Raw genomic sequence first — 20,311 nt, forward strand, 5'->3', positions numbered from 1 at the left:
GGACATGGATGCAGTACCCAAGGAGCCCTGCTCCTCCGCGCGAGCGGAGGAAGCGGGGCTCCTGCCTTTTCCCCGGGCCGTCCCTGGTCACGGACGAGTCAGACGTGCTGCATGACCAGCACGAACGTCGTGCCGGGCTCCAGGGCCCGGTAGAGATGCGGCACGTCCCCCCGGTACGACATGTAGTCCCCGGCGGCCAGCTCCACCGTCTCCTCGCGTGGGCCCGCGAGGAGACGGCCCGTGCTGATGACGATGTGTTCGACCGAGCCCGGGATGTGCGGTTCGGACTCGCGCGCCGCCCCCGGCTCCATCGCCCCGTGGTAGATGTCGCGCCGCGCGCCGGTCGGGCCCGCCGAGAGCAGTGTGCCCACGTACGGCGCGTCCTCGGCCCGCATGGACGGGCCCTCACCCGCGCGGATCACGGTCACCGCCGGGGCGGGTGACTCCACGAGCACGCTGAACGGCACGCCGAGCGCCACGGCCAGCGCCCAGAGCGTCTCGATGCCGGGGTTGCCGGTGGCCGCCTCCAGCTGGGAGAGCGTGGACTTCGCGATACCGGCGCGTTTGGCCAGTTCGGAGAGGGAGATCCCGGCTTTCGTGCGCTCACGGCGCAGGGCCGCGGCGACCCACTCGCGCGGCAGGCGGGACCCTTCGGTCGTCACGTCGTCGGCTCCTGTCTCTCTCCTGAATTCCGGCATGCCCGAGCCCTCATCGTCTCCGGGACGCACCGTTCGCTACAGCGGACCATCCGTTCGCCTTGACGAACGACGAGCCCACACTTCATCCTACGACGCATGCGTTCGTCACACCGAACAGATCAACCGTCAAATCGAACGGACGATGGCTCCGAGGCAGCCTCCTCCGGTCTCGTCCGCCTCTCCGACCTCCCGCCCGGCGTCCTGCGCGACATCGCCCTCGTCTGGCTCGCCGACGCCGTCGTCGGCGTCTCCTTCGGCGCGATCGCCGTCGGGGGCGGCCTCCCGCTATGGGTGCCGGTTCTGATGTCGCTGCTCGTGTACGCGGGCTCCGCCCAGTTCAGCGCGGTCGGTCTGCTCACCGCGGGCGGCGGCCCCGTCGCCGCGGCGGCGACCGGACTGCTGCTCAACTCCCGTACGGCGGCGTTCAGCCTGGCCCTCGCCGAGGACCTCGGCCGCTCCTGGACGGCTCGGCTGATCGGCGCGCACCTCATCACCGACGAGACGGCCGCCTTCGTCCTCGCCCAGAGCGGCCGCCGGCAGCGCAAGGCCGCCTTCTGGATATCCGGCATCGGCCTGTTCGCGGCGTGGAACCTCAGCGTCCTCGCGGGCGCCCTCGCCGGTTCCGCCCTCGGTGACACGGACCGCCTTGGACTCGACGCCGCGTTCCCCGCGGTGCTGCTCGCCCTGGTGCTGCCCGCGCTGCGCGGCGACAGCGCGGCCCGGCGCGCCTCGGCCGCCGGCGCGGTGATCGCCGTGGCCGCGGCCCCGCTGCTGCCCGCCGGGGTGCCGGTGCTGCTCGCCCTGCTCGGCCTCCTCGCGGCGCGCCGCGGGCCGCGCCGTCCCCGCACGACCACTTCCGGGAGCGCCTCGTGAACGCCACGCTCGCCTGTGTCCTCGTCCTCGCCGCCGGGACGTACGCCTTCCGGCTGGCCGGGCCCGTACTGCACGGCCGCGTCGAACTGCCCGCCCGGGTGCAGGAGTTGCTGACCGTGGGGGCCACGGTGCTGCTCGTCGCGCTGCTCGCCACGGGGGCGCTCACGCAGGGCCAGGAGTTCGCGGGCTGGGCGCGGCCGGCGGGTGTCGTGGTCGGCGGTGTCCTTGCCTGGCGCCGGGCGCCCTTCGCGGTGGTCGTGGTGGGCGCGGCGGCGGCGACGGGGCTGTTGCGGCTGGCGGGGGTGGCCTAGGGCCTGTCTGACAATTCCCGTCGTCGCCCGGAGGGCGGCCTCGCGGCGTCAGGTGCGTGCTCTCGGCGTGCCGGGCGTAGGGCCTCGTACTGGATGTACTTGGCTCTGCGCCCGGTGCGGCGAGAGTGCGTGCATGGCGTCGCGAGGCAGGCGGGAATTGTCAGACAGGCCCTAGCCCGGACCCGACGAGGCGGCGCCGCCGTACAGCCCCTCCACCACGTCCGCGTACCGCTCGGTGACCGCCCGTCTGCGCACCTTCAGGCTCGGCGTGAGCAGGCCGCCCTCCACCGTGAAGTCCTCGTCGAGTACGGCGAACGCGCGCAGCCGGGCCGGGCGCGAGACCGTGGCGTTGGCGGCGTCCACGGCCTCCTGGACGAGGGCCCGGACCCGGGGGTCGCGGGAGAGCGGCCGGGTCAGGGTCACGCCCTCGCGCGCGGCCCAGCCGGTGACCTCCTCCGTGTCCAGGGTGATCAGCGCCACGGGGTACGGGCGGTGGTCGCCGACCATCACGGCGCGGGAGACGAACCGCGAGTTCTGGACGGCGAGTTCGCTGAGCGACGGCGTGAGGTTCTTGCCCGCGGAGGTGATGATGAGGTCCTTCTTGCGGCCGGTGATCGTGAGGTAGCCGTCCTCGTCCAGCTTCCCCAGGTCTCCGGTGTGCAGCCAACCGTCGTCGTCGAGGGCGGCGCGCGTGGCATCGGGGTCGCCGTGGTAGCCGGTGAAGACCATGGGGCCCCGGGCGAGGACCTCGCCGTCCTCGGCGATCCGGATCTCGGCGCCGTCCACGGGCCGGCCGACGGTGCCGTACCGCACGGCTCCCGGCACGTTGAGGGTGAGGACCCCGGCCGACTCGGTCATGCCGTACCCCTCGAAGACGGGGACGCCGCAGGCCCGCAGGAAGTCGACGGTGTCCGGCGCGATGGGCGCGCCGCCGGTCAGCGCCCGCCTGACCCGGCCGCCGAGCGCCTGCCGGACCAGGCTGTAAAGAGCCTTGTCGGCCTCTTCGTACGCGTCCCGCAGCCCGGGCGGCAGCCTGCCCTCGGCGGCCAGGACCCCGATGCGGATGGCCTCCTCGAAGCGTCTGCGTCCGCCCTGGTGCGCCTCGGCCAGGGACAGCACGACCGAGCGCACCTTCTCGAAGAGGCGGGGCACGGACGGCAGATGGGTGGGCCGCGCCTCGGCGAGTTCGGCCACGACGTCCTCGACGCGCCCGCCGAAGAAGGTCAGCTCGCCGCCCTGGAGGAGCGTCGTGAACTCGATGAGCTGGGCGAGGAGATGGGCGAGCGGCAGGTAGAGGTACGTGGAGTCGCCGGGGCCGCCGTCGACGACCGGCACGGTGGCGCGCTGCACGGCGAGCAGGTTCCCGTGCGTGAGCAGGCAGCCCTTGGGCAGGCCCGTGGTGCCGGAGGTGTAGATGATGGTGGCCGGGTCCGCCGCCGCCCGCCCTCGTGCGCTCTCCAGGAGGGCTTCGTCCGAGGCGGCAGGTCCGCCGCCCGGCTGCGTCAGCGGCACCACCTGCCGCACCCCGGGCAGCCGCCCCTTCCCCCGCAGCCGTTCGACCTTCGCCGTCTGCGCCTCGTCCTCGCAGAGCACCACTGCGGCGCCCGAGTCGTCCAGGACCCACGCGACCTCGTCGTCGCCCGCCGTCGGATAGACCGGCACGACGACCGCGCCCGCCGCGAACGCGCCGAAGTGGGCGCACGTCCACTCCGGGCGGGTCTCCGCGAGGATCGCCACGCGGTCGCCGGGGCGCACGCCGAGCGCGATCAGGGCGCGGCCCAGGCGGCGCGCGGCGTCCCGCAGACCGGTGTAGGAGAGCGTGGTCCACGCCCCGTCGCGCCGGTACCGCAGGGCGGGCAGCGTGCCGTACCGTTCGGCCGCCCACTCGGCCAGCATGCTCAAGGTTTCCGGCAGTTCGGACGGCTTCACGGCGTTGTTCCGCGTCTGCTCCATGCGTACGACGCTAGGGAGCGCACCCCGCGTACGGGATGACCCGAAACGTCAGCGGCACCGGCCTGGGCGCTCAGCGCGGCGGGCGCTACCGTCGTGTACATGGCCAGGCGGACGATCACCGTGCACCATGTGCGGGCCGTGCTGCGCGGCGCACAGCGGCATGGCCTGGACACCGTGCCGCTGCTGCGGGAGGCCCAGATCCCGCCGCTGCTCCTCGGCGACGACCGGGCGCGGGTCACGGCCCCGCAGTTCGCGCGGCTCTTCCGGGAGCTGTACCGCGCCACGCAGGACGAGTTCCTCGGCCTCGGCTCCGCCGTCAGCAGGCCCGGCACCTTCGCCATGATGTGCCACGCCTCGCTGGGCTGCGCCGACCTCGGAGCGGCGGTGCGGCGCGGCGCCACGTTCTACGGGCTCTTCCCCGGCGGCCCCGACCTGAGCCTGGAACGCCCCGGCCCGGAAGCCGTGTTCGGCGTCCGCAGCGACCTCGAAGAGGACTACTTCCTCGCCGAGTGCCTCCTCATCATCTGGCACCGCCTGTGCAGCTGGCTCATCGGCCGCCGCATCCCGCTGCGCTGGGCCGAGTTCCGGCATCCGCCGCCCCCGCACCGGGACGAGTACGAGATGCTCTTCGGCTGCCCCGTGCGGTTCGGGGCGGAGCGCACCGGTGCCGGGTTCCCCGCGCACTGGCTGGACGCGCCGCTGGTCAGGGACGAGGCGGCGCTGGACGAGATGCTGCGCCGCGCGCCCTTCGAGCTGCTCAGCCGCCGCGAGTACGGCACGACGGTCGCCGAACAGGTGGGCCGCGCCCTCGCGCGGTCCCTGCGCTCCTCGCCCCGCCTCCCCTCGCTGGGCGAGATCGCGGCGCGGCTCGCGGTGAGCCCGGCGACGCTGCGCCGCCGCCTCGCCGAGGAGGCCACGTCATACCAGCGGCTGAAGGACGCGGTGCGGCGGGACGCGGCGATCGCGGGCCTCGCGGAGGGCGGCGAGCCGATCGCCGAACTGGCGGCGCGGCTCGGCTTCTCCGAGGACACCGCCTTCCACCGGGCGTTCCGCCGCTGGACGGGGACGACGCCGGGCGCGTACCGCACGGAGAGGGAACGACAGCCTCGCGGGACCCCGCCGCGCTACGGCTCGTCGCGGGACGGCGGGACGTCGAGGGGCGGGGCGTCGAGGGGTCCGGTGTCGGCGGGGGACGCGTCGCTCGGCGGGGCGGCGCCGGGGACACCCGCGTCCGCCTGAGACGCACCCGGTTCACGCACCGACCCGTTCACCGCCGCCCCGCCCTCGGCCTCCCCCTCCAGCCTGCCGAGCCGCCTGCTGGTGCGGCCGAGAGCGATCAGGACGGTGATCAGCGAGGCGGGTGTCTCCCCAATGCGCCGCGTGTACCGCACGGCTTCCGTGTACGAGGCGTGGGCCTGCGGCAGCATCTCCTGCGATGCGTAGGCGTCGCCGATGTCCTTGAGGACGGTCGCGTACCAGCCGGGGTCGCTCTCGCCGTCGATCAGGGCGAGCACGGCCTGATAGGCGGCCACCGCGTCGGCGTACGCCCCTTCGAGCCCGAGGCGGCCCAACTCCTCGTGGCTGAGGCCCATGTTGTGCAGTACGGCGGCCCGCCGCTCGGTGTCCGCGATCTTCGGGACCTGCCCGGCCAGCCGCTCCAGGACCTCGCGCGCCTCGGCGGCCTCGCCCATCGAGGCCAGGGTGTTGGCGAGGGCGGTCATCGTGGTGGCGAGGTCGCCGGGGTTGTCGGCACGCTCCTTGTACGAGACGGCCTGCCGGAAGTGCTCGGCGGCCTCCTTGAAATCCTGGGCGTCGCGGTAGGTGTCGGCGATGTCGTGCAGGATGACGCCGTAGACCCCCGGCGAGGCCTCGGGGTCGGTCAGGTCGCGCGCCTCGCGGAAGCACTCAAGTGCCTGCTCGAACCGTGCGGGCCGGCGTGGACTGTTCGCTTCCGGCATGGTGGGTCTCCGTTCGGCGTCGGATGGTCGGTCCGTTCCCGGCGCGCGGCACGGCGGCGCCCCCTTCGTCAAAGTAGCGCCGCGCCCGTGCGCCGGATACCTGCGAGCCGAGGTCAACGAAGCTGAGCGTCCCGGTCAGCCCTCCGCTCCCCCGTGTGTCACTACGGTCGAGGCCGCACATCCCACCCCTCACGGACAGTTGGGAGAGCCGCATGCGCATACGCACCAGCCTCAGAGGACCGTGGGTCGCGGCGGCCGCGGTGGTCGCCCTCGGCCTGTCGGCCGTCGTCCCGCTCGGCACCGCCCACGCGAAGGAGAGCGGCCCGGCCGCCCCCGGCGACATCGTGCGCTCGGAGCCGAGCGCCTTCCACCCCCTGCCGGGCCAGCCGACGAACACCCGGGCCTGGAAGATCCACTACCGCTCGACCACGGCCACGGGCGAGCCCACCACCGTGTCGGGCACGGTCGTCGTGCCCCAGGACGGCAGGACGGGCCCGCGCCCTCTGATCACGTACGCCGTGGGGACGGTCGGCGTCGGCGACCACTGCGCGCCCAGCGCGAACTTCCCGAAGGGGACCGCCCTCGAAGCCAACCTCATCCAGCAGCTCACCCTGCGCGGCTGGGCGGTGGCCGTCACCGACTACGAGGGCCTCGGCACCCCAGGCGACCACACCTACACGGTGGGCCGCTCGGCCGGTCACGCCATGCTCGACGCGGCCCGCGCCGCGATCCGCCTCCCCGAGGCGGGACTCGGCGAGGACACACCCGTCGGGATCATGGGCTACTCGCAGGGCGGCCAGGCCTCCTCGTGGGCGGCCGAGCTGCACGGTTCGTACGCACCCGAGCTCGACGTCAAGGGCACGGCGACCGGCGGCGTACCCGGCGACCTGATGAAGGTGGCGGACTTCAACGACGGTTCGTACGGCTCGGGGCTGATCTTCATGGCGGCGATCGGCCAGAACGCGGCGTTCCCCGAACTGCGCCTCGACTCCTACCTGAACCCGCTCGGCAGGACACTCGTCGGCGCCATGAAGAACACCTGCGTGGCGGACGGCGCGGTGCTCGGCTCCTTCAAGACGATCGACTCGATGACCACGAAGAACCCGCTCGACGAGCCGGACTGGCGGCAGCGGCTGAAGGAGTCGCGGGTCGGCACGGCGAAACCGGCCGCGCCGGTGTACCTCTACCACGCGCTCGCCGACGAGCTGATCCCCTACGGCGTGGGCCGACAGGTCCGCGAGGACTGGTGCGCGCGGGGCGCGGACGTGGAGTGGCACACCATCCCGCTCGGCGAGCACGTCAGCGGCGTCATCACGCAGTCGCCACTGGCGACGCGGTGGCTGGCGGACCGCTTCGAGGGCAGGCCGTCACGGCCCAACTGCTAGACCACACCGCTGATCCCCCCGGAAAAGAAGTGGGCGGCTCCGCACCGCCCCTCATAGGATCTTGAGGTTCGCCCGCAGAGACTTCGAGAACCCGGGGGGAATTCTCATCGTGCTCCTGGCACCCACCGCAGTGTCCCTGATCATGCTGGCCCTGTTCGTCCTGGCGATGAAGTCGTCCGACGTGGCGCCGCTGGGACAGCCGGCGGACCCGGCGGCCACACCCGACCGTCCGACGGAGGGTGCCGCCCGATGACCGCGTCGCCGACGCCTGGACGCTGACCGTCGAGGGCATGGTCGAGCGGCCCCGCGCCTGGACCTGCCCGCGGTCCTCGCCCTGCCCGCACGGCAGCTCACGGCGGTCCCCATACGGGCGGTCCACCCGTACCGCCCGTATGGGGACGGGCCTGCCGCGGTAGGCCTTCAGCGTGCAGACCTTTCTCCCCTACCCCGACTTCACGCGGTCCGCCACGGCCCTGGACCGGGCGCGCCTGGGCAAGCAGCGGGTCGAGGCCCTCCAGGTACTGCGCGGCCTGACCGTGCCGGGCTACGGCTGGCGCCACCACCCCGCGGTGCGCATGTGGACCGGGTACGAGGAGGCCTTAGTCCGCTACGGCCTCGACGTGTGCGCGGTGTGGGTGGAGGGGGGCCGCGCCGATACGTGCGCCACCACGCTCGTCACGGACTTCACCCGGCACCGTCCGGGCGCCGCCGTGCGCACCCAGGACGAGCTCGCCGACGCCGGTGACCTCCCTCCCTGGCTCGGGGACCCCGCCTTCCACCGAAGCCACCAGTCCGCGCTGAAACGCAAGGCACCGGAGTTCTACGCCGCCCTCTTCCCGGGCGTCCCCGACGATCTGCCCTACCTCTGGCCGGCCTCCGACCGGGACTCCTCGTAGCTTTCCCGGCCCTCAGGGGGTGCGGGGGACGCGGCCCACGGGCTCGGCCTCTATGACGGAGAACGGTGCCGCCTCCCTCAGCGGCGTGACAGAGGTGACGCGCAGGCCCGCGCGGGCGCAGACGTCATCGAAGTCGCGGCGGGTGCGTTCGCGGCCGCCGACGTTCACCAGCATGTTGAGGTCACTCAGGTGGGTGAGCGCGGCCTCGGTCAGGCCGGGCTCGGGCCCCGGGTCCACGACCTCGGGGAGCACCGGCTCCAGGATCAGGACGCGGCCGCCGGGCGGCAGCGCCTCGCGGCAGTGGCCGAGGATCGTGACCGCCTGGTCGTCGGTCCAGTCGTGCAGGATGCTCTTCACCAGGTAGGCATCCGCGCCCTTCGGCACCGCGCGGAAGAAGTCCCCGGCGACCACGGAGCAGCGGCCGGTCAGCCCATGCCGCGCCAGCGTCTGCGGAGCCTGGGCGAGCCCCTCCTCCGTGTCGTACAGGACACCGCGCAGCGCCGGGTACGCGGCGAGCACCCCCGTCAGCAGCGTGCCGTCACCGCCGCCCACGTCGGCGACCGCCGTGAACCGGCCGAAGTCGTACGCGCGGGGCAGCGCGGCGGCGGCCTCCCCCGCGGCCTGGCTCATCGCCGCGTTGAACTCCGCCGACAGCTCCGGGTGCCGGGCCAGGTGACCGAAGAAGTCCGTGCCGAAGACGCCGTCGAAGGCGGTCTTCCCGGTACGGACGCTGCCGTCCAGGTGCTCCCAGGCCCGTGTCAGCGCCGGATCGGTGAACATCCGTACGAACGACGTGAGCGAGTCGGCCCGTCCGGGGTCGAGCAGCGTCCCCGCGCGCGTCACGGAGAAGGTCCCGGGAGTGTGCTCCCGCACCAGGCCGAGGCCGGCCAGGGCCCGCAGCAGCCGCGTCATGGGCTGCGGCTCGGCTCCCGCGTCGGCGGCGACGTCGGCCGCCGCGCGCCGCCCGTCGCCGATCAGCTCGACGACCCTCAGGCTGATCGCCGCGCGCAGGGTCTGCGCGGCCATGCTTCCGAACGCGATCCGGACGATGAGGTCGCGGTCGGCCATGTCTGTGTCGACGTTCACCACGGGCGGCTGCCCTCCATGTCTTGTCGCCTACTGGGGTGTTGGACGGACGCCCTCACCATGGCCCACTTCCGTGTCCGCGTCTTGAACGAAAGTTCCGCGCGTCAACCGGTCACATCGTCAGCTCGGCCCAGACCGCCTTGCCGACCTTCCGCTCGGTGACACCCCAGACGGTGGCCAACGCCGCGACGAGGCACAGCCCGCGCCCCGCGTCGTCCTCCGCTTCGCCGGGCCAGCAGCGGGGCAGCCGGTCACCGCGTGCGTCGGCGACCTCGATACGCAGCGTGTTCGGCTCCCGCCGGGTCAGCCGCAGCTCGAAGTCCCGCCCGGCGACCCGGCCGTGCGTGATGGCGTTCGCCGCCAGCTCGGCCACGATGAGCGCGGCCGCGTCGGACACGTCGCCGCCGTGGGGGAACCCCCAGGTTTCCAGCTGGTGCAGGGCCAGCCGCCGGGCGAGACGAGCGCCTCTGGGGGTGGCGCTGAGCAGCTGCCGGAACGCGGTGAACTCTCCCGTGGGGGTGGGGATTCGTTGATTCATGTCACTGAGCGTGGTGGGTCGGTTCTACGCTGACCAGCAGCGACAGCGCGACTCCCCGTAACCGTACGGGTACGCCGGGCTCCTTGTCGGGTTGTCGGCCGTGACCATCGGGTGAAGGCGGTACGTGCACATGGCGAACTCGGAACCGGAGGAGCGGCGCCCGGAGCGGCCCGCCGAGGAGGACGGCACGGCACATCTCTTCAGGGCGGTGGGGAAGCAACTCAAGGTGCTGCGCGTCCGCGCGGGGATGAGTCAGAGGGACCTCGGGGCAGCGGCGCACTGCGGGGAGGACCTGATCTCGGCGATGGAGCGCGGTGTCCGTACGCCGCAGCCGGAGTTCCTGGAACTGGCAGATCCGTTACTGGGGGCGGACGGGGTGCTGCTGGCGGCGATCGAGGACGTACGGGAGGCGCAGAAGAAGGCGCGGACCAGGCACCCGGAGTGGTATCGGGGGTACGCGAGCTTGGAGGCGCAGGCCGTCCAGCTGTACGTGTACACCAACCAGTCTGTGCCCGGCCTGTTGCAGACCGAGGCGTACGCCCGAGCCATGTTCGCCCAGTGGAAACCACTGCTGAGCGAGCAGACCATCGAGAAGCGCGTCGCGGACCGCCTCGACCGGCAGCGGATCTTCGACCCCTGGCCATCCCCGACGTTCAGCTTCATCCTGGACGAGAGCGTGTTGCTGCGTCCGATCGGCGGGAAGGCCGTCCACGAGGAACAGCTCCGTAAGCTGCTGCAGATCGGAGGCATGCGCACGGTGCAACTGCAGGTGATGCCACTGATCCGTGAGGAACAGCCGAGCCTGGATGGCCCGTTCACCCTCCTCACGGACAAGAAGCAACAGCAGGTGGCATACATGGAGATCCACACGTACCCGCGGTTGGTCACCGTTCCGGAGGAAGTCCGCGTACTGGCTGTCCGCTATGGAATCCTGCAATCGGAGGCGCTCACGCCCCGCGATTCATTGACCCTGATCGAGAAGATGCTGGGAGACCAATGACTGAGAAACTTGCCTGGTTCAAGTCCAGCTACAGCAGCGGCGGCGGCGGCGAATGCCTCGAAGTCGCCTACGCATGGCGGACATCAAGCTACAGCAGCGGAGGCGGAGGCGAATGCGTGGAGGTGGCCTCCTGCCCCCACGCCATCCACATCCGCGACTCCAAGCAGCACGACGGCACCGGCCCCATACTCACCGTCACGCCCACCCCCTGGACCCACTTCCTCGCCTACGCCACCACCCCGTGACACCCATGCTGGGGGAACGATGAACGACACCGAGCGCGACTGGTTCAAGAGCAGCTACAGCACCGGCGAGGGTGGTGAATGCCTCGAAGTCAGTTACCTCTGGCGGAAGTCCAGCCACAGCGGCGGCGCCGGCGGCGAATGCGTCGAGGTGTCCCCCTGCCCCCACGCCATCCACATCCGCGACTCCAAACAGCACCACGGCAACGGCCCCACCCTCACCGTCACCCCCACCCCCTGGACCCACTTCCTCGCCTACGCCACTACCACCCCCACCCTCTGACATGCACAGCGACCGCCCCCCCGACGCCTCCCTGATCCACGCCCTCCTCAAGGACCAGCACCCCGACCTCGCGGACCTGGACATCCACCCACCCATCAGAGGCTGGGACAACGAACTCTGGCGGCTCGGCGGTGAATTGGCGCTGCGGCTGCCCCGTACGGAACGTGCCCCCGCCCTCATCCGCAAAGAGCACCGGTGGTTGCCGGAGCTGGCCATGCGGTTGCCGCTGCCCGTTCCCGCGCCCCTTCGCCTCGGGGAGCCGTCCGTCCTCTTCCCCCAGCCGTGGACCATCGTGAAGTGGCTCAAGGGCGTACCCGCGGACCGTACGCCGCTCACCCCCGCGCAGGGCGGCCGCGCGGCCGACACCCTCGCGGGCTTCCTGCGGGAGCTGCACGAGCCGGCGCCCGGCGACGCCCCGTCGAATCCGGGCCGGACCGCGCCGCTGGACACGCTCACCGAGGTGTTCGAGCGGCAGGTGCGGGAGGTCGCCGACGACGTACCGCCCGGTGTACGGGCCGTGTGGGAGGACGCGGTGGCGGCGCCGGGCCCGCAGGGGCCGCCCGTGTGGCTCCACTGCGACCTGCACCCCGCCAACGTCGTCGTCACGGACGACGCCCTCTCCGGGGTGCTGGACTTCGGCGAGCTGTGCGCGGGCGACCCGGCCATCGACCTCGCGGCGGCGTGGATGCTGCTGCCGGATGGCCAGGCATCCCGCTTCTTCGCGGCGTACGCGCACGCCGACGACGCGGCGGTCCGCCGCGCCCGGGGGCGGGCGATCCTGCACAGCCTCGCCCTGATCGGCATCGGCCGCGCCGGCGACCGCGGCCTGCCCGGCGGCAAGGTCACGTGGGGCCATGCGGGCCGGGCAGCGCTGCGCCGGGTGGTGGCGGACGGCTGACGGGCCCGGCGGCCGGTCAGTCCCTCGGCAGCAGCCACGCCGCGAGGGCGGTGGTGGCGCACAGGGTGAGCCCCGCCACCAGGAGCCCGACGCGCATCCCCGGCAGGGAGAACGCGTCGCCGGTGCCCGCGAGGAGGGCGCCGAAGAGGGCGACGGACAGCGCGCCGCCCGTCTGGCGCAGGGAGTTGAGGAGCCCGGAGGCCGTGCCTGCGCGCTCGCCGGGGACGCTGTCAATGAGCTGGGCGGTGAGCGCGGGGACCGCGAGCGCGCCGCCGATGCCGGACGGGATGAGCAGCGCCAGGACGAGCCACAGCGGGGTGTGCGGTGCCAGCGGCAGCAGGGCGAACATGGCCACGGCCAGCACCGCCTGGCCGATGACGACGACCCGGCGGCGGCCGATGCGCTCGGCGAGGCGCGGCGAGACGAGGTTCGTACCGGTGACGAAGGCGGCCATCGGCACGAACATCAGGCCCGCCGCGACACCCGACATGCCGCGCAGCTGCTGGTAGTAGAGGCCGAGGAGGAACGTCACGCCGTAGAACCCGGCGTTGATGGCGAAGCCGACCGCGAGGGCGATCGAGACCTGCCGCTGCCGCAGCAGGCCCAGCGGGACCATGGGCGCGCGGTGCCGCTTCTCGGCGGCGTGGAAGGCGAACGCGGAGCCGACGGCCACGGCGGCCGCGACGAGCACGGACGGATGCGCCCACCCCAGGTGACCGCCCTCGATGACGGCGAACGCGAGCCCGGCGAGGGCCAGCACGGCACTCACCTGCCCCGCGAGGTCGAGCGGCGCGGGGCGGCGGGGCGAGCGGGCGGTACGGGCCAGGAGAGCCAGGATCACCGCGCCCACCGGGAGGTTCAGCAGGAAGACCGCGCGCCACCCGGCGCTCTCCGTGAGGATGCCGCCGAGCACCGGTCCGACCGCGACCGCCGCCGAGCCGCCCACCGTCCACAGCGCGATGGCACGGGCCCGCAGGCGCGGATCGTCGTACGCCTGGCGGATCAGGGCGAGCGAGGCGGGCATCACGATGGCGGCGGCCCCGCCCTGCGCGACGCGGGCGGCGATCAGCGAGCCGATGCCGGGCGCGAGGGCGCAGGCCAGCGAGGCCGCGGTGAAGAGTCCCACCCCCCAGGCGTACGCCCGCCGCGCCCCCGCCCGGTCGGCGAGCGCCCCCGCAGAGAGCATCAGCGCGGCGAACATGAGCGTGTACGCGTCGACGACCCACTGGAGGCCCGCCATGCCGCCGTGCAGGTCGGCGCGGATGTCGGGCAGCGCGATGTTCACGGCCGTGACGTCGATGGTGATGACGCTGAAGCCGAGCAGGGACGCGAGCAGGGCGGCGGGCGACCCCGAGCGGCGAGAAGCGACGGAGGGGCCGGCCTCCGTACGTACCGGGCCCGGGACGGGCGTGAGCGTGACGGACATCGTGCTCCTACGGTGGGGCCCACTGCGGGGCGAAACAGGGATGTGACGTGAGCGCGGGCGGGGACGGCCACCGGGGCCGCGGCCCGGCGACGACGCGCCCCCTGGGCCCCGGTGGCCGTGCCGCCCGCGACGCCACTCACTCTCCGCCCGGCGCGGCCGGCGCGGCAGACCGCCGTGTTCCTGGCCCTGACACGGCCCCCCACGGCCGCGGCCCGCCGAGGACAATGGACGGATGACGGACAGCACACCGCACGCCACGGCCGTGGCCACCGGCACAGGCACCGGCACCGGCACCGGCACGGGTACGGGTACAGGCACCGGCACGGGCACCGCCACGCGCACTGGCACCGGCACCGGCACCGGCACCGGCACCGGCACCGAACTGGGCAGATACCTCCGCGCCCGCCGCGCCCGCGTCACCCCCGCCGAAGCGGGCCTCCCGGCGGGCACCGGGCTGCGCCGCACGCCCGGCCTGCGCCGCGAGGAACTGGCGACCCTCGCCGGGGTGAGCGTCGACTACTACACACGCCTGGAGCGCGGCCGGGAGACGAACCCCTCCCCCGCCGTCATCGACGCCCTGGCCCGCGCCCTGCGACTGACGGGCGACGCCCACGAACGCCTGCACGAACTGGCCGAGCTGGCCTCGGGCCGCCTGACGGAACCACACCCCATGGCCGACGACACGGTCCGCGAGTCCACCATGCGCATGCTGGACGCGCTGGCCCCGCTGCCCGCGTACGTCAACAACCGGCACAGCTACATGCTGGCCGCCAACGCCCCCGCCAGGGCGCTGCTGCCCGGCCTGTGGGAGTGGCCCGCCGAGCAGCGCAACCTCACCCGCTACCTCTTCCTGCACCCGGTGGGCCGCACGCTCTACCAGCCGTGGGAGGAGACGGTCGCCACCTCGGTCGCACACCTGCGCGCGGTCGGCGGCACGGACCCGGACTCACCCCGCCTGACGAACCTCGTCGGCGAACTGCTCCTCAAGTCACCGGACTTCGCCCGCATCTGGGAGCGCTACGACGTACGCGAGCGCGGCGGCGGCACCAAGTCCTTCGCCCATCCGCGGGTCGGCGCGATGACCCTCACGTACGAGGTGATGAAGCTGGCTAGGACGGGCGGCCAGCGCATGGTGGTCTACCAGGCCAAGCCGGGCTCCCCGGACGAGAGAGCCATGCACGCGCTCGTCCCGGCGGACGGCGGCGCCACCGAGTGAGCCCCTCCCGCGCTCACTCCTGGGCCTTCGGGTCCACCGGACACGAACTGCCGCTCTTCGGCGTCTCCCCGTACAGCAGGAAGCCGTTCACCTTGTCGTGCACGCAGACGGACCCCAGGTAACCGGTGTGCCCGTCACCCTTGTTGTCCAGGACGACGGCCTGGGAGCCGAGCCGCCGCGCGGTCTCCTCAGTCCAGCGGTAGGGCGTCGCGGGGTCGCCGCGCGTGCCGACGAGCAGCAGCTTCGGCGTCTTCACGTCCCGTACGCGCTCACGGATGTAGTCGGTCCCCGCGGGACGGCCGAAGCACAGCAGCACCGGCATCAGCATCGACTTGCCGAAGACGGGCGACACCTCCTCGAACTGGGTCCGGAGCCTGCCCACTTCCTTCTCTATGCGGGCGGCGTCGGGCCGGTCGGGGTCGTCGGCGCAGTTCACGGCCATGAGGGCGGCGGACATGTTGTCCATGGGCACGTCCACCCGCGGCCCGTCCGTGTCCACGCCCCCCATGAGCCCGCCGCTCATCCGTATCAGCGCCCGGGGGTCCCCGTCCGCGAGCAGCGCGCCGAGCGCCTGTGACAGCGCGGGCCAGGCCTGCCTGCTGTAGAGGGCCTGGCTGAGGACGCCGACGACGTCCTGCCCGGTGAACTCCTCGCCCTCCATGGACCGCAGCGGCATCGCGTCCATGTCCTGGATGAGCTTCACCATGCCGTCCCGCGCGGCCCGCACGTCGGTGCCGAAGACACAGCCGGCGTTGCCCGTACACCACTCCAGGAAATTGTCGAGGGCCGTCTGCCGCCCTTCGGCGGTCGCGAGGGACTGCTCGGCGACGGGCTCGGTCAGCGTGTCCACACCGTCCAGAACCATCCGCCCGACCTTCTTCGGGAACTGGGCGGCGTAGACGGCCCCGAGGCGCGTCCCGTAGGAGAAGCCCAGGTAGTTCAGCTTCTTGTCACCGAGGGCCTGCCGCATGACGTCCAGGTCACGCGAGACGTTCACGGTCCCCATGTGCGGCAGGACGGGGCCGGACTTGTCCTCGCACTCCTTGGCGGCCTTGCGCAGCTCGGCGAGGACGGCGCCCGGGTCGTCGGACTGCTCGCCCAGACCACTGTCCAGGGGGCCGGTGCCCAGGTCACCGCAGCTGACGGGGTCGGACTGGCCCACGCCGCGCGGGTCGAAGGAGACGATGTCGTAGTCCTTGCTGAGGAAGCCGAACTCCTTCTGCGACCCGGCGAGCGCGGAGACACCGGGACCGCCCGGCCCGCCGAAGTTCAACAACAGGGATCCCCGCGGCTCACCACTCCCGCTGGACTTCATCCGGATCATGGCGACCTCGACGTCTCCGCCACCGGGCTCGGCATAGTCGATCGGTACGCGCACCTTCCCGCACCGCACGTCCTTGGCGTGCCCCGTGGCTTCCGCCATGGCCTCGGTCTCGCCCTCACAGGCGGCCCATTTGATCTTCTGCGTGTAGTAGCGCGACAGGTCGGGCGATCCGCTCTGGTCGGCGGCGGCTCCCGACATCACGCCCGGCACTCCCGCTCCCACGACGGCCAGCACGGCTATACCGGCGACTGCGCACGTTCCCCGCACGACAACCAACCTCCCAGGGGTCACCCCCTCGGCCCACCCTAAGGTCACACACGCCCCACCGCCTCTCGCGGCAAACCCCACCCACCCAAAGGCGGCCCCACCCGCACCCGCAAACGACCGGAGGGGAACGCGACCCGACGACACCCCGCACCCGCGAACGACCGGAGCGGGACACGAACCGACGACACCCCGCACCCGCGAACGCACCGGAGGGGCCACGGGGGTATGTGCGCGCGGAGCACAGTGGTGGTCATAGGGGCCCCCGAAGCAACAAGGCCCCAAGACCAAGATGGCGAGCACGGACATACCCCCGGGGCCCCGCCCCCAAGACGAACCCAAGGCGCCGTACGAAACGGCCCCAGCGAGGCCGCCGGCGGCCTAAGCCGACTCCCACCCCCGCCCCTCCAGCAACCCCCCGAGCCCCGCCCACGCAAACCGCATCAACGTGGCAGCCGCCTCCTTGCCGGAGACGGACGCATCCGCGTTGGCCCAGTCCGCCAGCGACTCCGCGGCCCCCACCAACGCCCGCGCGAGCCCGGCGACCTCCCGCTCCGGCAGCAAGGGATCCCCATGGGCCTCCCGCGCCGCCGCCACGATCAGCGACGTCACGAAGGCCAGCACCTCCGCCCGCATCGCGGCGACCTCCGCCGCGAACGGCTCCCCCTGCGTACGCGCCTGCCCGTGCAGCACCGCCCACCCGTCGGGCCGCTCCGCGGTATGCGCGAAGAACGCCCGCAGCCCACCCCAGAGCTGCCGGTCGGCACGTTCTCCCGAGGCGGCGCCCACCCCCTCCCGCACCGCGTCGACGAGCGCGGCGGCCTCCCGCCGGACGCACGCGCCGAACAGCTCCTCCTTGGAGTTCAGATACAGATACACCAGCGGCTTTGAAACCCCCGCGAGCTCCGCGATCTCGTCCATGGACGCGGCCCGGTACCCCCGCCGCCCGAAGATCCGCACCGCCGCGTCCAGCATCTGCTGCTCGCGCACGGCCCGCGGCATCCGCTTCTGCCGCCGCTTCTCGCCCACCCCGGCCCCCGCCTTCTCACGCCGCTTTCACAGCTGTCCGTTCACGGGTCAGCGTACGGTCAACGGAGACAGGTCCACGATTACCGGACCGGACCGCCACCGGACGGCGAAGAGCCCTGCCCCGGATCAACTCCGGGGCAGGGCTCACTCGTTGGGGACGGATCCCGGGGGGGCCGCTCAGGCCGTGGCGGGCACCGACCGCGCCGGCGGCGCGTCCTCGACCGCGTCGAAGTCTTCGAGCGGCGACGACGACGCGCTCTCGTACGCCTCACGGTCGAGGATCTTCTCGCGGGCGGCGACGATCACCGGCACCAGCGCCTGCCCGGCCACGTTCGTGGCGGTGCGCATCATGTCGAGGACGGGGTCGATGGCGAGCAGCAGACCCACACCCTCCATCGGCAGGCCGAGCGTGGAGAGGGTCAGCGTCAGCATGACGGTGGCCCCGGTCAGGCCGGCGGTGGCCGCCGAACCCACCACGGACACGAACGCGATGAGCAGGTACTCCTTGATGCCGAGGTTCACGTCGAAGATCTGCGCGACGAAGATCGCGGCGATCGACGGGTAGATCGCGGCGCAGCCGTCCATCTTCGTCGTGGCGCCGAAGGGCACCGCGAAGGAGGTGTACTCCTTCGGGACGCCGAGCCGCTCGGTGACCTTCTGGGTGACCGGCATGGTGCCGACGGAGGAGCGGGAGACGAAGGCCAGCTGGATCGCGGGCCAGGCGCCCTTGAAGAACTGGACGGGGCTGACCTTGGCGACGAAGGCGAGCAGCAGCGGGTAGACGCCGAACATCACCAGGGCGCAGCCGATGTAGATGTCCGCGGTGAACGTCGCGTACTTGCTGATGAGGTTCCAGCCGTAGTCCGCGATGGCGAAGCCGATCAGGCCGACGGTGCCGATCGGGGAGAGCTTGATGACCCACCACAGGGCCTTCTGGAGGAGGGCGAGAACCGACTCGCTCAGCTCCAGGATCGGCTGGGCCTTGTCACCGATCTTCAGTACGGCGACACCGGCGACGGCGGCCATGAAGACGATCTGGAGGACGTTGAGCTGGGTGAACGGCGTGATGACGTCCGTCGGGATGATCCCGGTCAGGAAGTCGATCCAGGAGCCGGCGTGGTCGGGCGCCTTGCCGTCCTTCGGGGTGAGGCCGGTGCCGGAGCCGGGGTTGGTCAGCAGGCCGATGGTGAGGCCGATGGCCACCGCGATCAGCGAGGTGATCATGAACCACAGCAGAGTGCGGGTGGCCAGGCGTGCGGCGTTGTTGACCTTGCGCAGGTTGGTGATGGACACCAGGATCGCGAAGAAGACGAGCGGGGCGACGGCCAGCTTCAGCAGCCCGATGAAGGTGCTGCCCACCTTGTCCAGGGTGGTGACGAGCCAGGAGACGTCCTGGCTGCGGGCGATCCAGCCGAGCAGGACGCCGAGGAGCAGACCGGCGAGGATCTGGGCCCAGAAGGGGATCTTGAGGAACTCGGATATCCGGAAGCTCGGCTCGGGCGGCCGGCTCTGGCCCGCCTGGTCGGCGGACGGCGCGGAATTCGCGGACACGGACACACTCCGGTGGGGAAATCAGGGGATCAAGGAGATCGGGGAGAGGGACATACGGGAGCGGCGACCGCGAAGGGTCAGCGTCGCCACTGCATCGGGGGTCACGGTCAGACGTGACAGGCCGCGGACATGCAGCGGCAGAGATCGACATGCAGGCGCGCCACGAGCGGGACGCTCATGGCGTGGTGGTGCGCTGCTGCTGTCTTCATGTCGAACACGTTAACACTCGCGCTTTGAGAACATCAAAGGCCTTGTTTGAGGTAAAGCCCCGCCCGAGCCCTCCCCGAGCTCCGCCCGAGCCCTTCAGACAACGCACAGAACCCCGGCCCGAAGCCAAATGGCTCCGGACCGGGGTTCCGGCGAGAGTGACGAAGCTTACGACCGCTGCGCGCGCGCCATGTCGTCCGCAATGTCCTCCTGGGTGCGGTTCGCCTCCAGGCTGGCCTTGGCGCGGTCCACGCGGGCGACGACGTCCTCCGAGGCGCGGTCGCGCTCCTTGCGCAGCACCACGAAGCTGATGGGCGCCGAGACGACCAGTGCGAGCAGCAGGATCCACAGCATGTTGGAGTCACCGAGGCCGCGCGGCAGCATCCCGGAGTAGACGAGGCCCCAGACGACCAGGAAGCAACCCACGAAGATCCCGAGGCGCATCAGCGTGTAGCGGAGCATGTCAATCCACTCTTCCGTTCCGAAATGGGCCCGAGCTGGACGAGCCTCTCCAGTGAAGCATGGAAGGACCCGCGCCCGGCAAGTGGGTACCGCTCCGAAACCGCGGCCTGGTGCAGCGGTCCCAGTGCAGCGGTCCAGTGCAGCGGTCCAGTGCAGCGGTCTAGTGCAGCGACAGAAGCATCATGATGTCCTCGCGGTCGTCGCCGGGCGCGACCCGTATCGCGTCGGGCACCCGTCCGACTTCCTTGTATCCGCAGGAGGCGTAGAAGCGGTCGACGCCCGTGCCGCCCCGGCAGGTCAGCCGGATCGCCTCGATGCCCTCGAAGGTGCGGGCGGCGTCCTCGGCGGCGGCCATCAGCTCGCGCCCGTACCCCTTGCCCTGGTGGCGCGGGTGGACCATCACCACGTACAGCCAGATCCAGTGCTTCATCAGGCGGTGCCCGTTGCGGGTGAGGAAGGCGGTCGCGGCGACGGCGCCCTGCTCGTCGTACCCGACGAGGAGCCGGGTGCGGCCCTCGCTCAGTTCGGTCAGGCGTCCCAGCCATTCGGGCCGGATGTCGTCAACGGTCACGGGCGGTACGAAGCCGACCGCTCCGCCGGCGTTGACCACGTCGGTCCACAGGGTGAGCACCCCGTCGCGCAGGGCGGGATCGATCACCGGGTCCAACTTAAAGGTAAGAGTCATAAGGCAAGATTAACCATTACACATGA

The 20,311-nt window shown here is 72.1% G+C and carries 22 protein-coding genes; 11 read left to right on the top strand and 11 right to left on the bottom strand.

Annotated features, from left to right (window positions below):
* Positions 1 to 98 precede the first annotated feature (98 nt).
* Entirely contained in the window at positions 99 to 662 is a 564-nt protein-coding gene (locus ACF062_RS17015) for a helix-turn-helix domain-containing protein (RefSeq protein WP_392138769.1), read from the bottom strand.
* A gap of 132 nt (positions 663 to 794) precedes the next feature.
* On the opposite strand from ACF062_RS17015, the gene ACF062_RS17020 reads away from it, so the two are divergent.
* Positions 795 to 1,571 (top strand): AzlC family ABC transporter permease, encoded by a 777-nt coding sequence (locus ACF062_RS17020; RefSeq protein WP_392138771.1) that lies wholly within the window; start codon positions 795 to 797, stop codon positions 1,569 to 1,571.
* Positions 1,568 to 1,882, top strand: a complete 315-nt coding sequence (locus ACF062_RS17025) for an AzlD domain-containing protein (RefSeq protein WP_223776095.1) — start codon at positions 1,568 to 1,570, stop codon at positions 1,880 to 1,882. Before ACF062_RS17020 ends, ACF062_RS17025 begins: the two co-directional genes overlap by 4 nt.
* A gap of 171 nt (positions 1,883 to 2,053) precedes the next feature.
* On the opposite strand, the gene ACF062_RS17030 is transcribed toward ACF062_RS17025, so the two are convergent.
* A complete protein-coding gene (locus ACF062_RS17030; protein ID WP_392138773.1) occupies positions 2,054 to 3,835 on the bottom strand; it encodes an AMP-dependent synthetase/ligase in 1,782 nt (593 codons plus the stop codon).
* Positions 3,836 to 3,934: 99 nt separating this feature from the next.
* Between ACF062_RS17030 and ACF062_RS17035 the strand changes: the two genes are divergently transcribed.
* Complete coding sequence (locus tag ACF062_RS17035) at positions 3,935 to 5,074, top strand: AraC family transcriptional regulator (RefSeq protein ID WP_392138775.1); 1,140 nt, start codon at positions 3,935 to 3,937, stop codon at positions 5,072 to 5,074.
* Here ACF062_RS17035 and ACF062_RS17040 read toward each other — a convergent pair.
* On the bottom strand, positions 4,960 to 5,793 hold the full coding sequence (locus ACF062_RS17040; protein WP_392138777.1) for a tetratricopeptide repeat protein: 834 nt from the start codon (positions 5,791 to 5,793) through the stop codon (positions 4,960 to 4,962). The two genes, ACF062_RS17035 and ACF062_RS17040, sit on opposite strands and share 115 nt — an antisense overlap.
* A 212-nt stretch (positions 5,794 to 6,005) precedes the next feature.
* Here ACF062_RS17040 and ACF062_RS17045 point away from each other — a divergent pair, with 212 nt between their 5' ends.
* From ACF062_RS17045 to ACF062_RS17055, 3 genes are all read left to right on the top strand, one after another.
* On the top strand, positions 6,006 to 7,178 hold the full coding sequence (locus ACF062_RS17045) for a lipase family protein (RefSeq protein ID WP_392138779.1): 1,173 nt from the start codon (positions 6,006 to 6,008) through the stop codon (positions 7,176 to 7,178).
* Between the two features lie 109 nt (positions 7,179 to 7,287).
* Positions 7,288 to 7,431, top strand: coding sequence for a hypothetical protein (locus ACF062_RS17050; RefSeq protein WP_392138780.1), 144 nt, complete (start codon positions 7,288 to 7,290; stop codon positions 7,429 to 7,431).
* A 172-nt stretch (positions 7,432 to 7,603) separates the two neighbouring features.
* Positions 7,604 to 8,074, top strand: coding sequence for an MSMEG_6728 family protein (locus ACF062_RS17055; RefSeq protein WP_392138782.1), 471 nt, complete (start codon positions 7,604 to 7,606; stop codon positions 8,072 to 8,074).
* Between the two features lie 12 nt (positions 8,075 to 8,086).
* On the opposite strand, the gene ACF062_RS17060 is transcribed toward ACF062_RS17055, so the two are convergent.
* Together ACF062_RS17060 and ACF062_RS17065 are read right to left on the bottom strand one after the other, a co-directional pair.
* Positions 8,087 to 9,142 (bottom strand): methyltransferase, encoded by a 1,056-nt coding sequence (locus ACF062_RS17060; RefSeq protein ID WP_392138912.1) that lies wholly within the window; start codon positions 9,140 to 9,142, stop codon positions 8,087 to 8,089.
* A 130-nt stretch (positions 9,143 to 9,272) separates the two neighbouring features.
* Positions 9,273 to 9,698 carry an ATP-binding protein gene (locus ACF062_RS17065; protein WP_392138784.1) on the bottom strand — a complete coding sequence of 142 codons (426 nt, stop codon included), beginning with the start codon at positions 9,696 to 9,698 and terminating at the stop codon, positions 9,273 to 9,275.
* 130 nt (positions 9,699 to 9,828) lie between these two features.
* On the opposite strand from ACF062_RS17065, the gene ACF062_RS17070 reads away from it, so the two are divergent.
* From ACF062_RS17070 to ACF062_RS17085, 4 genes are read left to right on the top strand one after another with little or no spacing between them, the layout of a single operon-like run.
* On the top strand, positions 9,829 to 10,698 hold the full coding sequence (locus ACF062_RS17070; RefSeq protein WP_392138786.1) for a helix-turn-helix domain-containing protein: 870 nt from the start codon (positions 9,829 to 9,831) through the stop codon (positions 10,696 to 10,698).
* Complete coding sequence (locus tag ACF062_RS17075; protein WP_392138788.1) at positions 10,695 to 10,943, top strand: DUF397 domain-containing protein; 249 nt, start codon at positions 10,695 to 10,697, stop codon at positions 10,941 to 10,943. The genes ACF062_RS17070 and ACF062_RS17075 overlap by 4 nt, the downstream gene beginning before the upstream one ends.
* 19 nt (positions 10,944 to 10,962) lie before the next feature.
* Complete coding sequence (locus tag ACF062_RS17080; protein WP_392138789.1) at positions 10,963 to 11,223, top strand: DUF397 domain-containing protein; 261 nt, start codon at positions 10,963 to 10,965, stop codon at positions 11,221 to 11,223.
* Position 11,224: 1 nt separating this feature from the next.
* Positions 11,225 to 12,121, top strand: a complete 897-nt coding sequence (locus ACF062_RS17085) for an aminoglycoside phosphotransferase family protein (RefSeq protein WP_392138791.1) — start codon at positions 11,225 to 11,227, stop codon at positions 12,119 to 12,121.
* 16 nt (positions 12,122 to 12,137) lie between these two features.
* Here ACF062_RS17085 and ACF062_RS17090 read toward each other — a convergent pair whose 3' ends face one another.
* On the bottom strand, positions 12,138 to 13,547 hold the full coding sequence (locus ACF062_RS17090) for an MFS transporter (protein ID WP_392138793.1): 1,410 nt from the start codon (positions 13,545 to 13,547) through the stop codon (positions 12,138 to 12,140).
* Between the two features lie 232 nt (positions 13,548 to 13,779).
* Between ACF062_RS17090 and ACF062_RS17095 the strand changes: the two genes are divergently transcribed.
* On the top strand, positions 13,780 to 14,763 hold the full coding sequence (locus ACF062_RS17095; protein ID WP_392138795.1) for a helix-turn-helix transcriptional regulator: 984 nt from the start codon (positions 13,780 to 13,782) through the stop codon (positions 14,761 to 14,763).
* 13 nt (positions 14,764 to 14,776) lie between these two features.
* Here the strand turns inward: ACF062_RS17095 and ACF062_RS17100 are convergent, their stop codons facing one another.
* The 5 genes from ACF062_RS17100 to ACF062_RS17120 form a co-directional block, all read right to left on the bottom strand.
* A complete protein-coding gene (locus ACF062_RS17100; RefSeq protein WP_392138914.1) occupies positions 14,777 to 16,285 on the bottom strand; it encodes an alpha/beta hydrolase in 1,509 nt (502 codons plus the stop codon).
* 447 nt (positions 16,286 to 16,732) lie between these two features.
* Positions 16,733 to 17,353, bottom strand: a complete 621-nt coding sequence (locus ACF062_RS17105) for a TetR/AcrR family transcriptional regulator (RefSeq protein ID WP_392138916.1) — start codon at positions 17,351 to 17,353, stop codon at positions 16,733 to 16,735.
* Between the two features lie 204 nt (positions 17,354 to 17,557).
* Positions 17,558 to 18,931 (bottom strand): dicarboxylate/amino acid:cation symporter, encoded by a 1,374-nt coding sequence (locus ACF062_RS17110; RefSeq protein ID WP_392138797.1) that lies wholly within the window; start codon positions 18,929 to 18,931, stop codon positions 17,558 to 17,560.
* Between the two features lie 375 nt (positions 18,932 to 19,306).
* Positions 19,307 to 19,600 carry a DUF4229 domain-containing protein gene (locus ACF062_RS17115; RefSeq protein WP_392138799.1) on the bottom strand — a complete coding sequence of 98 codons (294 nt, stop codon included), beginning with the start codon at positions 19,598 to 19,600 and terminating at the stop codon, positions 19,307 to 19,309.
* 160 nt (positions 19,601 to 19,760) lie between these two features.
* Positions 19,761 to 20,285 (bottom strand): GNAT family N-acetyltransferase, encoded by a 525-nt coding sequence (locus tag ACF062_RS17120; RefSeq protein WP_392138801.1) that lies wholly within the window; start codon positions 20,283 to 20,285, stop codon positions 19,761 to 19,763.
* Between the last annotated feature and the right edge of the window lie 26 nt (positions 20,286 to 20,311).

Source organism: Streptomyces sp. NPDC015345, assembly GCF_043078805.1.
GTDB lineage: Bacteria > Actinomycetota > Actinomycetes > Streptomycetales > Streptomycetaceae > Streptomyces.